Annotated in this window: 10 protein-coding genes; 2 read left to right on the top strand and 8 right to left on the bottom strand. The window is 46.8% G+C overall.

The annotated features are described in order from the left end of the window. Positions 1–174: 174 nt before the first annotated feature. From ACT6PV_RS08130 to ACT6PV_RS08145, 4 genes are all read right to left on the bottom strand, one after another. A complete protein-coding gene (locus ACT6PV_RS08130; RefSeq protein ID WP_445115895.1) occupies positions 175–2,814 on the bottom strand; it encodes a bifunctional aconitate hydratase 2/2-methylisocitrate dehydratase in 2,640 nt (879 codons plus the stop codon). 246 nt (positions 2,815–3,060) lie between these two features. Further along, entirely contained in the window at positions 3,061–3,426 is a 366-nt protein-coding gene (locus ACT6PV_RS08135; RefSeq protein ID WP_445115896.1) for a hypothetical protein, read from the bottom strand. A 321-nt stretch (positions 3,427–3,747) separates the two neighbouring features. Beyond that, entirely contained in the window at positions 3,748–8,274 is a 4,527-nt protein-coding gene (locus tag ACT6PV_RS08140) for a translocation/assembly module TamB domain-containing protein (protein WP_445115897.1), read from the bottom strand. 38 nt (positions 8,275–8,312) lie between these two features. Beyond that, positions 8,313–11,045: an autotransporter assembly complex protein TamA gene (locus ACT6PV_RS08145; RefSeq protein ID WP_445115898.1), complete on the bottom strand. Its 2,733-nt coding sequence runs from the start codon at positions 11,043–11,045 to the stop codon at positions 8,313–8,315. Between the two features lie 182 nt (positions 11,046–11,227). Here ACT6PV_RS08145 and ACT6PV_RS08150 point away from each other — a divergent pair, with 182 nt between their 5' ends. Both ACT6PV_RS08150 and coq7 read left to right on the top strand, forming a co-directional pair. Next, a complete protein-coding gene (locus ACT6PV_RS08150) occupies positions 11,228–12,544 on the top strand; it encodes an MFS transporter (protein WP_445115899.1) in 1,317 nt (438 codons plus the stop codon). A 2-nt stretch (positions 12,545–12,546) separates the two neighbouring features. Then, positions 12,547–13,182: a 2-polyprenyl-3-methyl-6-methoxy-1,4-benzoquinone monooxygenase gene (coq7, locus tag ACT6PV_RS08155; RefSeq protein WP_445115900.1), complete on the top strand. Its 636-nt coding sequence runs from the start codon at positions 12,547–12,549 to the stop codon at positions 13,180–13,182. 167 nt (positions 13,183–13,349) lie between these two features. Here coq7 and ACT6PV_RS08160 read toward each other — a convergent pair whose 3' ends face one another. Genes ACT6PV_RS08160 through ACT6PV_RS08175 form a run of 4 tightly spaced genes read right to left on the bottom strand, consistent with a single transcriptional unit; the run spans position 13,350 to position 16,249 of the window. Then, entirely contained in the window at positions 13,350–13,802 is a 453-nt protein-coding gene (locus ACT6PV_RS08160) for a 2-amino-4-hydroxy-6-hydroxymethyldihydropteridine diphosphokinase (protein WP_445115901.1), read from the bottom strand. Further along, complete coding sequence (gene folB, locus ACT6PV_RS08165) at positions 13,759–14,139, bottom strand: dihydroneopterin aldolase (RefSeq protein WP_445115902.1); 381 nt, start codon at positions 14,137–14,139, stop codon at positions 13,759–13,761. Before folB ends, ACT6PV_RS08160 begins: the two co-directional genes overlap by 44 nt. A gap of 18 nt (positions 14,140–14,157) precedes the next feature. After that, the gene (locus ACT6PV_RS08170) at positions 14,158–15,453 is read right to left on the bottom strand and encodes an ABC1 kinase family protein (protein WP_445115903.1); all 1,296 of its coding nucleotides are present in this window, start codon (positions 15,451–15,453) and stop codon (positions 14,158–14,160) included. Between the two features lie 55 nt (positions 15,454–15,508). Next, positions 15,509–16,249, bottom strand: a complete 741-nt coding sequence (locus tag ACT6PV_RS08175; RefSeq protein WP_445117069.1) for a HesA/MoeB/ThiF family protein — start codon at positions 16,247–16,249, stop codon at positions 15,509–15,511. Between the last annotated feature and the right edge of the window lie 429 nt (positions 16,250–16,678).

Below are 16,678 nucleotides of genomic sequence, written 5' to 3' on the forward strand. Positions count from 1 at the left end.
TTATCTCTGTCATCCATTCATTCTGCTTTTCCTATCCCGGCAGAAATCTAAATAAAAAACTGTATAAAAAATAGGGGCTGATGACTCAGCCCCTATTTCAGCTATTGACCCAGGCAAAGCATACTTTGCTCCTGCGCCAGGAAAAGCCTTTTGGCCTTTCCTGATACCGGCGTATTAAGTCAATTGAGCCGCAGAAATTTTACGGGTATCCACTTGCTCAGCAGCATCGGTATATTCTTCCATCTGGTCGAAATTCATATAACGGTAAATATCGGCAGACATGCTGTCAATCTGGGAAGCATACTGCTGGTATTCTTCCGGTGTTGGTAATTTACCCAGTACCGCAGCCACAGAAGCAAGCTCAGCAGAGGCCAGATATACATTGGCACCCTGCCCCAGACGGTTCGGGAAGTTACGTGTAGATGTTGATACACAGGTTGTGTTCGGTGCAACACGTGCCTGGTTACCCATACACAGCGAACAGCCCGGCATTTCAGTCCGCGCACCTGCACGACCATAGGTGTTATAGAAGCCTTCTTCCATCAGCTGATGCTCATCCATACGTGTTGGCGGCGCCAGCCATAAGCGCGTAGATAGTGAACCACCAGGTACCTTGTCCAGTAATTTACCCGCAGCACGGAAATGACCAATGTTGGTCATACAGGAACCGATGAAGACTTCATCAATTTTGTCACCCTGTACTTCAGACAGCAGTTTTGCATCATCCGGATCGTTTGGACAGCACAGTACAGGCTCTTTAATATCCGCCAGATCTATTTCATACACTTTAGTGTATTCAGCGTCTGCATCAGCCTTTAACAGCTCTGGATTCGCCAGCCAATTTTCCATGTTTTCAATACGGCGTGCCATTGTACGTGCATCGCCATAATTCTGAGCGATCATCCACTTCAGCATGGTGATGTTGGAACGCAGATATTCCGTAACTTTTTCCTGTGACAGGGTGATTGAACAACCCGCAGCAGAACGCTCAGCAGACGCATCAGAAAGTTCAAATGCCTGCTCAACAGTCAGATCATTTTCCATTTCCGTTAAGTCAATTTCAAGAATACGACCGGAGAAAATGTTCTTCTTGCCTTTTTTCTCAACCGTCAGATCGCCTTCCTTAATTGCATAATAAGGAATGGCATGCACCAGGTCACGCAAGGTAATACCAGGCTGCATTTTACCCTTGAATTTCACCAATACCGACTCAGGCATATCCAGTGGCATTACACCGGTTGCTGCAGCAAATGCCACAAGACCGGAACCCGCCGGGAATGAAATACCAATTGGGAACCGGGTATGTGAGTCACCGCCGGTACCGACTGTGTCCGGAAGCAGCATACGGTTCAACCAGGAGTGAATGATACCATCACCCGGACGTAATGAAACGCCACCACGGTTCATGATGAAGTCTGGCAGTGTGTGCTGCATCTGTACATCAACCGGTTTTGGATAAGCAGCTGTGTGACAGAAAGACTGCATCACCAAATCTGCAGAGAAGCCCAGGCAGGCAAGGTCTTTCAGTTCATCACGTGTCATTGGACCGGTGGTATCCTGAGAACCAACAGTGGTCATTTTAGGTTCACAGTAGGTTCCCGGACGGACGCCCTGACCGGCTGGCAGACCACATGCACGGCCCACCATTTTCTGTGCTTGAGTAAAGCCTTTACCGGAATCAGCCGGCTGTACCGGTGTACGGAACAATGTAGAGGCTGCAAGACCCAGTGCTTCACGTGCCTTGGTGGTCAGACCACGACCAATAATCAGGTTAATACGGCCACCGGCACGTACTTCATCCAGTAAAACCGGTGTTTTCAGTTCAGCTTCAGCAATCTGTGCGCCATCTTTAAATGCAGTGACTTTTGCAGCCGCATGGTCAATTTTCAGGGTAATTTCATCCCCCATGTTCATATTGCCCACATCAATTTCTACAGGCAACGCACCGGCATCTTCCATGGTATTGAAAAAAATTGGGGCAATTTTAGAACCCAGGCAGTAACCACCGTCCTTTTTGTTTGGAATGTGGGCGATTTCGTCACCAAAGAACCACAGTACGGAGTTGGTGGCAGACTTACGGGAAGAACCCGTACCGACCACATCACCGACATAAGCCACCTGATTGCCTTTGGCAATTAAGTCCTTAATCTGGTTAAGTGGACCCACTTCACCAGGAACCTCTGGGTTAATGCCATCACGTACGTTTTTCAGCATGGCATTGGCATGTAATGGAATATCCGGACGGCTCCATGCATCCTGTGCCGGAGACAGGTCATCGGTATTGGTCTCACCGGTTACTTTAAATACCGTCAGTTTGATTTCTTCCGGTACGTCCTTACGACTGGTGAACCATTCGGCATCCGCCCAGGACTGCAGAACAGCCTGTGCATTGGCATTACCCGCTTTGGCTTTATCGGCAACGTCATGGAATGCATCAAATACCAGCAGAGTTTTTTTCAGTGCTTCAGCCGCAAGACCTGCAAGCGCTGCGTCATCCAGTAATTCAACCAGTGGTGCAACATTATAGCCCCCCAGCATGGTACCCAGTAAATAAACAGCGCGTTCCCTGGAGACCAGTGGAGATGTCGCTTCTCCTTTTGCCAATGCCGCCAGAAATGCAGCTTTTACATAGGCAGCCTGGTCAACACCTGCTGGCACACGGTTTTCAAGCAAATCCACCAGGAATGCCTCTTCGCCTGCTGGTGGGTTTTTCAACAGTTCAACAAGTTCAGCAGTCTGAGTATCATCAAGTGGCTTCGGTGGGACTCCGAGTGCGGCACGTTCTGCAACGTGTTGGCGGTAAGCTTCTAGCACGGTGTTATTCCTCTTTTATAAAAAATTGTCTGTGAATTTCAGTTGATCCAGAACTTCACTGACAATATGGACAATCAAATTTTACTAAAAATCCAGTGAAAAGTTAATGCAATGAACGTGTTAATTCGTGATGACCGTTATTTTATAGATAAATATCTCCTGATCACCGGTTTGTGCCATCCAGCCTGCATGCAGGTCTTTGATAAGCATCATAAACATGATTATCAGATGTAAAAAAACCGCTCCTCAGAACGGTTTGTAATCCGGCATATGTGCTGGATCATGTGGTGTATTGACGCAAACCGTATAGGCTTCCTGTTTAAATTTTGCCTGTACGGCATCCTTATCTGACTTTAACTGATCTTCAGGCAAGGCATAAATTTTCTCAAGTTGTGCAATAATCAAACCCTTGGTTGTCGGATCCGTGACCTTACTGGCATATTCAAGCGCTTCTTTGTGGCTGATGCCATTCTGACGATCCAGGGTTATGGAACGGGCTGCATTACCAATACTTGTGCAATAGCCTTTCCACTGCTCTTCAGGCGTTGCAGGTTTCTTTGCCGTACACCCCACAACCATTAAAACAACACTTAAAATCAGCAGTTTTTTCATTATATGTCTCCTCATCGTGCCATATGATACTGAAACCCGTGGCGAATGGGGGTATTTCCTGTGTGTTTTTAGTATAAAACCACACCAGATGATTCCATACTTTCCAGGCTGCCTATACGGCAGTGAACGGAACAATAAACCCAGTCACTGTCTAAATAACAAATCGTTACCGGTAAAAATCATGCTCCCAATTTCCCGTAAAAAAATATAACGTATTCATTTTAAAAACAAATCAAAGAACAGAAAAATATTGGGGTATTGAGCCGCAACCCGGTTTTATGTGCAGCACACCGTCTGAGCATAAAACCGATCATATCGTATTTAGAACCGCCAGTGATAAAATAAGTCAATGGCTTTTTCCAGTGACTGACTGGCTTCCAGGTACAGTCGTTTGTTCATCTGATAACGCAAAGTCAGTTTATTCACCGGTGTAAACACGCCAACACCATAGCGGATATACAGGTCAGGAGTGATATAACCGGTCAGACTGACCTGTGTGTCATCACCTGTACCCTGAGCATCCAGCGCCAGACCGCTCAGACCGAAAGTCCGCCCAATCTGATTGGTAAACGCCCGGGTTCCACCCAGTCCCAGACTGATCCCTGCTGCTGCAATGGTATTACTGACATCCGACTTAAAGCCCTCTGCATTACTCAAACCACTTGAACCTTCATTGATACGTCCAGTAATCAGGGCATTCAGGGCTTCCTGATCAGAAAGTCCGGCATCGTTATATACCTGAATATTCGGACTGCTTGCAGTACCCATTACCCGGACACCGACAATGCTGCCCTGAATATTTTTATTGGCTTCCACATCCAGTGCCGGGTTGGACAAGGGGCCATTAAAACGGGCAATTGCACGGTTCAGATCCAGTTTCTGACCATAGGCCTCAATCGTCACTTTCTGACTGACCCCAATTGCACCGTTGGCACGCATGGCTGTTTCCTGTCCCCGCTGGGTCAGATAGACACGCCCGACCAAGGGAATTCGGCTATCAAAGCCCTGAAAGATTACCTGATTCCCCAGGCTGACATCCACATCAGCACGGATATTCCAGGGTTGGGCTGCTTTTAAAATGGCCAATTGGTCTTCACCGTCATGCACAATTCTGACATCTGAGGACACACCCACCACCGTTGCACTGGTTTCAGGCATTGAAATCAGGGCCCGGGGGACTTCCACCTTACCCTTGACCGTAACTTGCTTACTGACAGGCAGTGCATCAACAGAAATATCGGTATTAACCACAGCAGTAATCAGTGGTGCCTGACGCACCAGTAATCCATCCCCTTTCAACTGCAGCTGAATCCGGGGATCATTTTTCCAGTCAATGTTACCGGTCAGTTGCCCTACGCCACGTCCACTGTTAAAGGCGCCGTGAATGACGGCATTGTCCTGACGAATGGATGAATACACTTCAATATTATTCAGATTCACCGGCAGGGATATCATGCTGATTGCCCCATTTTTCAGGCGCATTTCACCATCAAATAAAGGTCGTGTCAGCGTACCGCTGATTTTACCGGCAAGGGACAATGTTCCATCCAGTTTACGAATATCTGCAATAAATGGTTTTAAAATTTTCAGCTGTACTTCATTAAAGGCAATCTCACCACGCATTGGTTTGGCATCGGCATATGGGTTAATCACCACATTGGCATAGCCTGTCCCAATATTCGGTGCTTTCATATCCACCCGCAGTAATAAACCATCCGGAATGCTTTTTGCAATAATTCCAGCTGAGTCATAATTCATGGTTGATGCAGCATCATCCGGATCTGCTGCTGCCAGACCGATCTGACCATCCTTCGTCAACAGGCGCGCATCAATTTTAGGTTGTGTACCCTGTGCCCAGGACGCCCGGGCATAACCATTCAATTTACCGGTCATGGCAAGGCCTTCTGGCATAAAGGCCGCAAAATCCTGCAAATCAAGGTTTTTAGTCAGGAACGAGACATTGCCCCTGGCTTTGCTTGCACGTATTGGCTGATCAAAACACAGCTGGCTTTGTTTACTTGACCAGCAGTGCTGCGCAACATAAAGCTCTTTTTTTGCAGAGGTATAAATAACTGCTGCATTCTGATCCTGCTTTAAGTGTGCCCGGACTGAGTCGAATTCTCCCCGCTGAATCTGGCCCAGCCAGTCATTCTGCGGATTAAAGCCGCCAGCCAGCTGCACATAAAATTTGGAATAGTAGTTCCAACCCTGCAATTGCAGCATGTGAGCCCTGCGTGTACCGGAAATCGTTGCTGCCGCATATTGAATTTCCCGGTTGCCACTGCGCAGGGTATTCATTTGTGCAACCATTTTGCTGGCCACGGTGTCTGAAGTTGGCAGTTCACCTTTCAGGCTGATTTTTTTAATGCTCAATGACGATCCATAACCGAAATCATCCACCACCATGTTGGCCGTTGCACTCAGTCGTGGTTGTGCCTGCACATTCAGATAACCATATGCCTTACCGCGTAAACCCGGATAAACCTCAGACAGGGCTGGCGCATTGACATTGATTCTGAGATTCTGGCCATTACCTGTCGCCTGCACCTGATTATTTGCATAGGAAAGAAACAGGTTGTTGGCTTCAAACTGCTGCGGTAAAAAGCCTTTATGGTCTGAATTCATGACAAAGGCCAGATTGCCTTTGCCTCTGAGTGGCTTGTTGTTGATGATTCCGGCAAGATTCAGGTTCTGGATACTGACCCGTTTCATTCGATCCCCCCAGGCTCCTGTACTTTTGACATTTCCAGAAATTTCACCACGGACCGAGGAGACAAAATAATGCGGTTTAAAACGCACCAGTGACGCATTGACATCCCAGCCAATGCCATTTTTCAAATAGAGCTGACCATTTGCCAGAATTTTCCCGGCCACGCCATCATGCTGTAATTCTGCAATTCTGATCAGTTCCGGCGTACCTGACACCTTAAATTTCAAAAGTCCGTTTCCAGTCTGCAATTGTGAGGCATTCAGGGTTCCATCATAATTGACTGCAAATCCCTTAAAGCCGCCGCCTGCTTTTTCATCGTTAAAAATAACCGCTGCTGTACTTTTTCCTGTCAGTTTTACTGTTTCAGCACTGGTCTGGCTGGCCAGTCGTCCGGTTAAATCAATCGATTCCAGCTGGATAATCTGCTGATTCGGTCTGGCATAACCACTGGCCTTAATCTGCCCGTTCAGCCGGTCAATCGGTGCTGCCGCAGCGACTGTCTGCGGGTTGAAGTCTTTTGCACTGAGCAAGGCATTCCATTTTAACTGACGTTTTTCATCCGGTAACTGTACAACAGCACTGCCATTCAGGCTGCCTTTCGCTGCAAGATAGCTAAAGGAAGGGATGTGCAGATCATTACCCTTTAAATCCAGCTGCGCATTGTATTGACCGGCCGGCAGGGTCGCTTTTTCATGCGGACGGATGACGGTTGCCACATGAATATCCTGCTGTCCATCCACCAGCGCCAGTCGGACCTGACCTGACTCACTGCTTAACCAGCCCACATAAGGCATAGCCCGGTCAATATTGTTCCAGCTGACATCCATCAGCATGGGTTCAGGTTTTTTGTTTTTCTGTTCCGCCTGATTTAATTTGACACGCCAGTGTTCATATTTATCAAAATCCAGGCTGGCATTGACCTGCATACCGTCTTTCAGCTCGCCGCTTGAAGCAATGGCAGCATCCAGTGCAGGTGGCAGAAAGTCACGGACTACCTGAGGAATCACTTTATCTGCCGGATTGATGTGATCCAGTCGCCCTTTAAGATCCCAGCTGACATGATCTTTCCACTGCACCACACCGGCCAGATTCATGGCCCCTTTCATTAACTGACCATTCAGATTGCTGATCTCGAGTTGATTGACCAGATCAGTATTCATCAAGGCTGTATACTGACCTTCAGGAATATTTTTCCCGGCCAGGTCGGTGTTGATTTCCAGATCAAGCCGACGGATATCACCCTTAAAGCGGCCGATACCCTTTTTTGACAGCAATTCCTGTTCAGACAATATCGGCCAGTGGTAGTCCTTAAAAATCAGGGCGCCATTCATTGGCACATTGCTGCGTACCGGATGAACCACTGCCCAGCCGGTCAGTAGATCCGGGGTCTGGGTTGCAAATCCGGCCTTCACCGTATCCAGTGAACCCTGTGCCTGAACATGAATATCTTTTACATTAATGCTGTGCAGTGAGGGCAGATTGATAACTGCCTTTGCATTTAACGGATATTTGCCTTCAAATTTCATGTTTCCGGTGGCATCTTTTACAGCAAGGTACCCCATGTCCATGCGTGAGTTTTTAAACTTCAGCGCCGTTTCTGCCCACAGGGCATCATTCAGTTGTATATCCTTAAAATCAATGTCCCCGGAAGACAGCTGAAGTACCAGTTGATCCACATTGGCCTGGTCCATCCGCAGGATAAATGGCAGTCTGATCTCACTGAATTTGAAAGGCGCATCATCCGGAGGTGATTTGTTTATAATCCTCAGCTGATTGACGTTGGCACGCCGCAGATGAATTTCCTTATTTAAAATTGCACGCCAGCCCAGTGAAACATCGGCCCGGTCCACCCTGACCTCGACACTGCTCAGATTGACCAGAATATTTTTAAGAATAATACCCTGTAATAAATTACCGCCTTCATATTGGTAACTGATGGTCTGTTGCGCTGAAAGCACCCGATCCAGCAGAAATTTACTGCCCTTGTCGGTAGACACCATGACGGTCAATGCTGCAACCAGCAGAACAAGCAGCAATCCGACCGACAACAATATATTGCGCAATAAATGGCGCTTTACAGGGGGTTGTCCCGACGGTTGACGATTTTTTTGAACGTCCTGCTGCTCAACTTCAGCCATATCGATATCTATTCCAGCATGCTATTTCAGCATTTAAATTAAAGTTGTGAACCAATAAAAAAGTGCAGACGGATCGGATGCCCCGGATCAGAAATACCCGACGCGATATCCAGGCGAATAGGTCCGATCGGTGACTTCCAGCGTATCCCAAAGCCTACACTGTACTCAGTGTCATTGCTGAATTTCTGGTCATAGGCATTACCAAAGTCGCTGAAAACCGCAGCCCGCCAGCCATCCTTAAACTGGTAATTATATTCCAGTGAGCCGACCGCCAGCGCCTGGCCACCCACTTTATAGCCATATTCAATCGGGGATAGACTTTTATAATCAAAACCACGCAGACTCTGATCACCGCCAGCAAAGAAGCGCAGATTATAAGGCACTTTTTCAAATTCCCTTGTGAAAATGTAGCCGAGATCTGCCCCGGCAACAATCTGATGGTCATCATTTTCACCCAGTGAATATAAAAATTTCCAGCTGGCATTGGCAATGGCCATATTGGTGTCTGATAACAGCGCATCACTGCCCAGCTGAATTTTATAGGACTGCCTGAAACCACGGGTTGGATTCACCCGGTTATCACTGGTAATTTTTGACGCTTCATAACCCAGTAATAAGGATTGCTGCTCCTGATCTGCCCCGGGAATTAAAAATGCATCCGGGATATCGCTGACATCAACCACACCCGTCTGAGTGATGCGGTCCAGCCGATAACGCAGACCAAAAATGTGCTGCCATTCCTTACGGGATCCCTTAATAACCCGGTCAACACCGGCAACTGCCGATTCAATCACCAGACTCATGTCATTACCGACACCATCCCGCTCTTCCCGCTCATAACCACCCACCAGACTGAAATAATCATTCAGCGGATGCTTATAGGGAATGTTATATCTGCCGTCAAATGACTGCCGTATCTGCGAGAGCTCTATATTGGCGTCAAATGAATGTCCAAGATGGTTGACAATGGCACGGCGATACTGGCTACGCAGGCGTACCCCGGTATCGGTACCATAACCGATACCGGCTTCCACACTGTTCAGACGGTCAGCATTCAGGGTGACAATCACCGGGACCACTTTGTCTATTCTGGCCTGATCCTGCAAACGGTCAGTTTCAGATTGCTTTTCCTGCTGCTGTACCTGCATCTGACGCAGATTCGGATCAGTCTGATTCCCGGTTCCGGCAAATTGCTTTTCGTCCACTACATTCTGTGTGATATCGCCATTGGCATTCGGGGTATTTTTATGTTCATCCTTCTGCAGTTCTGCAACATCTGACGCAGAGGCTTTTTCCTGATCCACCAGCTGCTGTAAATCCGGCGGTAACTCCTTTGGCTTTTCAATCGGATCCGGTTTAATCGCGTCCACCAGAGTATAGTTAAAATACCTGGAGTTGGTCAGATTGCTGGACAGTAAATTGACACGCCACGCTGTATAGTCTGCACCTGCCTGCCACGGCGCCATCGACTTCAGAATTTTAAGATCAATCGGCAGCGGCTTATCCGGATCACTCATCCGGAATTCCACATCTCCCAATTTATAGCGTGGGCCGGTCTCATAGCGTAAATTGATATCTGCCTTATTTTGCGGCTGTAATACCCTGACATCATGCAGACGCCAGTAACCATCAAAAAAGCCATTATTGGAAGCAGCATCCGTAATCCGTGATTTGGTCGTCTCATACAGACCATGATTCAGAATATCACCTTCATCCAGATCAGGTAATACACGGATGACCTGTAACTGTGGCAGGTTTTCACCTGCACCGGAAAATTCGATATGCTGCTGCTGAACCGTCACAGGTTCATTCGGGGTAACCGTGACTTTGACTTTGCTGTCACTCTCTTTCTGAAATTTAAACTGTGCATTGTAATAGCCCACTGCCTGAGCCGCCTGGATGGACAAAGCCCGCAACTGAGGAACTGCTGCATTAAAATCAGAAAAAGCCTCCACGGTAAATGTCGATAACTTTGCCTTGATATTACTGGCCAGAATGGCCGGCGCACCACTGACATCGGCACTGATTTTCTGAATCACCACGGTATCGTCCTTAGGCGGCCGAATCCGATACAGCAGACGTTTAAAAAAACCCGGCTTTCTGGTTTCAGGTTGTGGCCCACTGAGACTCGACTCAGACAGGGTCCGGCCACTCTCATTGGCTTCAACCACAATTTTACTGTCTGCCTGAATTGACTGCATCAGCTGATCGATATTTACAGGGGCCTGGGTAATTTCACTCATTTCCTGCTGGGTCGCATCACTCACAGTCGTGTCAGGCACCTTAGTCACCCCACTTCTAAGGGTCTGGGCATCATTTTTTGCCTCTTCCGCCACACGCAGAATGTCATTGGCCATAGACGAATCAACCGCTGTTTCAGGCAACTCCTCCAGATCTTCAAACTGAATCGGTTTAAATGCATTGCCTGCATCCGGATGCTGTTCCTGTTGCTGCAGCATGGACAAACTGTCCGGCTGATTATTCTGTTGCTTTAATTCACTGAGTTTTGTATCCAGTTGCGCGACTTTATCATTGGATATGCCCTGCTGTCGGGCGGCTTCTTCAAGCTGCTCCGGACTGACAACAGGTTTTTCATTTGCAGCAGGTTGCTGATTTTCAGATGCCTGTATATCTTCAGCATAAATAACAGGGCTGACAATAACACTTAAAAAAACACCGGCACACAGCAATTTATTGATATCATTTGTACTGAATATGCCATGCATGCTATGCGCAAGCACTGACTTTTTAAATTTAATTTTTGCTGGCATACCAAGCTCGATAACGCAATAGTTGAAATACAAATGGGAAAATCTGACGCTCAGCTTCCCTGAAGCTCAATTTTTCTGTAGCTTCTAACAGATTTTACAGGTAAAAAACATCATACATGATTTTGCAATATAGTTAGTCATTCGTGACATTTCTTAATAAAACTCAATGAAGTCAAACAGCAATGGAAAAAAACGAACACATACTGAGCACACGGCGGTTTTTACCGATGTTTCTCACTCAGTTTTTTGGCGCACTGAATGATAATGTGTACAAACAGGCCTTATTACTGGTCATTACCTACGGACTGATCCAGCAATCAGGCAGTATCAGTACGTTGAATAACCTTGCAGCACTGTTATTTATTTTACCTTATTTTATTTTCTCTGCGACAGCCGGTCAGATTGCAGATAAGTACGAACGCTCATTTTTAGTCCGATCCATCAAAATACTGGAAATTGTGATCATGCTGATTGCGACAGCCGGTTTTCTGCTGGGGAATTTGTGGATTCTGCTGTTCGCGCTCTTTTTGATGGGCACCCACAGTACTTTTTTTGGCCCGATAAAATATGCAATTTTGCCGGAAATCCTGAAACCGAATGAACTGATGTCCGGTAATGCGCTGTTTCAGTCCGGGACCTCCATTGCTATTCTGGCCGGCATGATTTTAGGCGGTATCGTCATTTACGCATCAGCCGGCAATTTACTGTGGATCAGTCTGACCGTAACAATAATTGCCATTATTGGCTGGCTGTGCAGTCGCTTTATTCTCAGACAAAATACAACAGCTACTGATTTAACCGTTGACTGGCATTTTTTCCGGACCAGCTTCCAGACCATGCGCTATGCCAGAAGCCTGCCTTTAATTTTTCTGATTTTGCTGGGAAATTCGTGGTACTGGTTCTACGGTGCAACCTATCTGACCCAGATTCCTCAGTTAACCCAGCAGAATTTGCATGGTTCTGAGCATGTGGTCAGTTTATTACTGACCCTGTTCTCAGTCGGAATCGGCGTCGGTTCACTGCTCTGCCGTAAAATTGGCGGAACAGAGGTGAATATTAAAATGGTACCGTTTGGCGCCATTGGTCTGACGGTATTTGCCGTATATCTGGCGGCCAGTCTTGCATTTATTCCGGAACGCAGTGGTGATTTTATTGGTATTTCTGAAATGTTCAGTCTGGGCGGCGCTTACTGGCATGTAATGATTGCCATTACCCTGCTCGGGATCAGTGGTGGTTTTTATATTGTACCGCTGTATGCCATGATGCAGGCTTATGCGCCCAGGTCACATCGTGCCCGTGTCGTCGCTGCCAATAATATTTTTAATGCAATTTTCATGGTCAGCTCTGCAATTTTCTCTATAATTATTCTCAGTGTTTTAAAAATCGATATTAAAATACTGTTCTGCATTACTGCGGTACTCAGTGCAATGTTCAGCATATGGCTACTGCTGCGGCTTAAACCATTGGTGGCCTCAACAAAAACTTCCCTGGAGGACTAAAAATGCGTCAACACACAGGTATTGACAAACTGATTAACTCTTTTGATCAGGCACTCAGAAGTTTAGTCCCGGGCGCAACTGCGGCACATAGAAATAATCCAGCCAGTGATACAGAAACCCGGCTGGCAGTCAGTGAAGCCCGTCATGTTGCCGGATTAATGCGGGTCAACCATAGTGGTGAAGTCTGTGCCCAGGCGCTGTACCATGGTCAGGCCCTGACGGCAAAACTCCCGGATGTCCGCCGTGAAATGGAACAGGCTGCCATTGAAGAGCAGGATCATCTGGCCTGGTGTGAAGACCGTCTCAGGGAACTGGACAGCCATACCAGCCTGCTGAATCCAGTCTGGTACGGTCTTTCCTATGGTATGGGTGCCATTGCCGGCATTGCCGGTGACAAATACAGCCTGGGCTTTGTGGCAGAAACAGAACGTCAGGTCAGTTTGCACCTTCAGCAGCACATCAGCCAATTGCCGGAGCAGGATCAGCGCTCCCGTAAAATTTTAGTGCAGATGAATGAAGACGAACTTCAGCATCGTGATACTGCACTCAATGCAGGTGGTGTCGATTTACCGGCACCTGTCCGTATCACCATGACTGCCATTTCAAAACTGATGACCAAAACCAGTTATTATATTTAGTTCATATATTCGTTCATGTCTGACTGATGCATGCATGTACAGCTATTTCATGCATCAGCAGGCTCAGCAATTGGTACGCCTTGCGTGTCAGTGAAATCAGGAGTCTAAACGCCCATCTCATTGCCATAAAAACCAGGGACTTCCTAAAAACCCGGATGTTGTTTTGATCAGACGGATTTTACAGGGATGTCTAAGGACACGACCGAAAACTGATGCTGATCATGTGCAAAAGCATCGTTCTGCCAGATGTCCATCATTGGAATTCTGACATCCAGCGCCAGCGGTAATTTCTTCAGGTTAAACTGCATCTGAGTTAAATCATGTCCCCATGCAATGACATCAGCATCCAGGCTGATCTGATGTAAACCATGAACCCGACCGGCATCGGTTTCCATTTTTTTGAGGATAATCATCATTGCGTCAACAGATAAATGACTGGTCAGCAGACAGGCCGCATTCCAGTAATCCTCCCCAATACCATCCCGGCACGGCAACCTATAAATATCGGAGAATACTGTTTTGCCCATTGCCATCAGCTGGTCAATGGCTTGCTGGAAATGCTGTTGCGGGTTGTAATTACTCGCCAGTGTCAGGGCGAAAATCGTTTCGGTGACGTTCAAGACGAATTCCTACAGAATTTGCTTGCGCAATAATGGCAGGCTTATGGATAGTAATCATAATCGATTCAATTGCAGGAAATACAGTAAAAAGTGCGTCAAGCACAAGCTTTGCCGCATGTTCGATTAGCTGCGGCTGGGCCTGCTGGATCACCCGGGCAGAAATATCACAGATTTCTGCATAATTCAGGGTATCTTCCAGCTGATCAGAACGGGCAGCCTGTTCCAGCGCGGTATGGATGGTCATATCCAGTAATAAAGGCTGAATGATCTGGCGTTCCCACGTAAAACAGCCCACCACTGTGTCCACCTTTAATCCTTCAATAATAATCGCATCCATATTTTCAGCCTGTAAATTTTAGTGTAACCGTAAGCCAGGCTCAGCATTCTGCACCATGTGCAGCCGCTGGTCTGCATAAATGTCGGTATAAGGCGCCAATACCCGCATGAAACGATCAAAATACAGCATTTGCTTGAACAGCAAGGCAAAATCACGGGGGAAGCGGATGCCGTGGCGTTCACCAACTGCCACCATATCCATCATGATATCATTCATGTCAGATGGATTTGACGTCAGAATCTGCTGCGGATCTGCCATTAATACACCACTGAACAGACGTTCCACATCGGCCGCCAGTACCGCAATATCAATCTGCTGACTGGTCATGCCCATTTTCAGCATATTTTCAGCCATCAGGGTATAATCAGTTTTTTGTAAGGCATCCATAAAGGCAATGCAGGCAGTCCATACTTCCGGCTTTAACTGACCGACGATTCCGAAATCAATAAAACCGATCCGACCATCTTCCAGCAGCATTAAATTGCCGGCATGCAGATCTGCATGAAAACTCTTACACAGCATCAGACTGCCAAACCAGGTGTTCATGGCTGAAATCAACACCTGTGCCGGGTCCTTCGCCACTTTTTTCACCACATCAAAATCAGTCAGTGGTACACCATACAGACGCTGCATGGTCAGTACACGGCGTGTTGAATACTGATGATAGACCTTAGGTGCCGTCGCAATCTGATTCCGGGTTAAATTCAGATAGGCCACAAAATCATCCAGATTCTGAGCTTCTTCAATAAAATCGACTTCACGCACCATCCGGGTTTTAATTTCATCCACAATATCGGCCAGTGAAGCAAATTTGACTTTCGGCACGGCTTTTTCCAGCAATTTCGTGGCCCAGTGCAGTACATTCAGATCGGTATGGAGAATGGTTTCCACACCCGGTTTCTGTACTTTAATCACCACATCCTCACCACTGACCAGGCGGGCGGCATGCACCTGAGCAATGGAAGCAGATGCCAGTGGTTTTTCATCAATGGAAGCAAAAATTTCATTTAAATTCCTGCCGGCAAATTCTGAAGCCAGCACGCCCTGCACATAACTGAAAGGCAAAGATACTGTCTGATCCAGACAGCCCTGAAACTCCTCCACATATTCCCTTGGAAATAATGACGGCGTACTGGCAATAAACTGCCCCAGTTTGATATAGGTTGCCCCCAGTGATTCAAAGGTTTCACGCATTAATTTTGCATGACTGGGTTTCTCTGTTGCATATTTAATACCGGCCCTTGCCGCAATGACAGCCGTTTCACCCACACGAGCCACGGAACGCAGCCCATCCAGCCAGATCCTGTTTTTCATAATGTCCAGATTGAAGTCAGTAAAAATAAATTATGCTGAGTGTAACAAAATTATCTCAGTTTGCAGATTGCTTTGCCTGACAGTTTGAACAATCGTGATCTTTTTCAAAGGCTAAAATTCGTTGTTTCATTGTTAAACCATCCCACAATAGCAGTTTCTGCCTGAGTGGCATTTTCTCCAGTCCCAGAAACAGTAAGGCATGATGTGCCTGCAAAGCCGCCATGACATTCGGCGTCGTCGCCAGCACTCCTGAATCTGCACAGCGCAGGCTTTCAGTGACATACTGCTGCCTGGGGAACAGACATTCATAACAGGCTGAGTCACCTTCCACCATAAATAACTGGCCCTGAAAACCAATGGCTGAGGCGCTGATCAGTGGCACCTGGTATTGACTGCAATGATGATTCACCAGGTACCGGGTCGCAAAATTATCACAGCCATCCAGTACCAGATCCTGTGACGCAATCAGTTGTTCTGCATTGGATTGGTCCAGTCTGACAGTATAGCGTTGCACATCAATGTATGGATTGATCTGTTGCAGACGTTTTGCCAGGATTTCGGCCTTATGGAAACCAATGTCCTGCGCTGTATAGGCAATCTGTCGCTGCAGGTTGCTCAGTTCAACTGTGTCTGCATCAATCAGCGTAATTTTTCCAACCCCGGCACGCGCCAGTAGTTCAGCTGTGCTACAACCGATTCCTCCGCATCCAACAATCAGTACATTGGCAAGTCTGAGTTTTTCCTGAGCGTCAATATCCCAGCCTTCCAACAGAATCTGGCGACTATAGAGATGCATTTCATCATCACTCAATTCCTGTACCGTATTAAATTGATCCGTCACCAATCGACCCTCTGCCATTGCAATTTTAAATGCTACAGGGATTATAGAGAAATTATGGCCAGGGTTCAGCAGATTGATTTTGACAAACAGTATATTTTAGCCCAAAATTTAAATGACTCTTTCACAGCCGAATAAAATCAATGCCTTAGAAAGTACTAACAAACTTTGGGTATTTTATCCTTATTGTACTTATCCATTTGTTCTTTATAATTTTTATGGCTTAAATTTACTGTTCACTGCCGTATAGGCAGCTTAGAAATTTGTATTTTTTGCCATCGCCCGGCTGGGTATGTTCACTGCCGTATAGGCAGCTTCCGTACACTACATAAAAAAGCAGCAATGGTTTAAATTTCTCCTATAAAATGCCAGAATAGCCGCGGGTAT

It is taken from the genome of Acinetobacter sp. WZC-1 (genome assembly GCF_052544965.1).

Excerpts from the sequence above, each read along its gene's own strand:
- ACT6PV_RS08135 (WP_445115896.1), bottom strand. The coding sequence starts at position 3,426 with ATGAAAAAACTGCTGATTTTAAGTGTTGTTTTAATGGTTGTGGGGTGT.
- ACT6PV_RS08140 (WP_445115897.1), bottom strand. The coding sequence starts at position 8,274 with ATGGCTGAAGTTGAGCAGCAGGACGTTCAAAAAAATCGTCAACCGTCG.
- ACT6PV_RS08145 (WP_445115898.1), bottom strand. The coding sequence starts at position 11,045 with ATGCCAGCAAAAATTAAATTTAAAAAGTCAGTGCTTGCGCATAGCATG.
- ACT6PV_RS08150 (WP_445115899.1), top strand. The coding sequence starts at position 11,228 with ATGGAAAAAAACGAACACATACTGAGCACACGGCGGTTTTTACCGATG.
- coq7 (WP_445115900.1), top strand. The coding sequence starts at position 12,547 with ATGCGTCAACACACAGGTATTGACAAACTGATTAACTCTTTTGATCAG.
- folB (WP_445115902.1), bottom strand. The coding sequence starts at position 14,139 with ATGGATGCGATTATTATTGAAGGATTAAAGGTGGACACAGTGGTGGGC.
- ACT6PV_RS08170 (WP_445115903.1), bottom strand. The coding sequence starts at position 15,453 with ATGAAAAACAGGATCTGGCTGGATGGGCTGCGTTCCGTGGCTCGTGTG.
- ACT6PV_RS08175 (WP_445117069.1), bottom strand. The coding sequence starts at position 16,249 with ATGCATCTCTATAGTCGCCAGATTCTGTTGGAAGGCTGGGATATTGAC.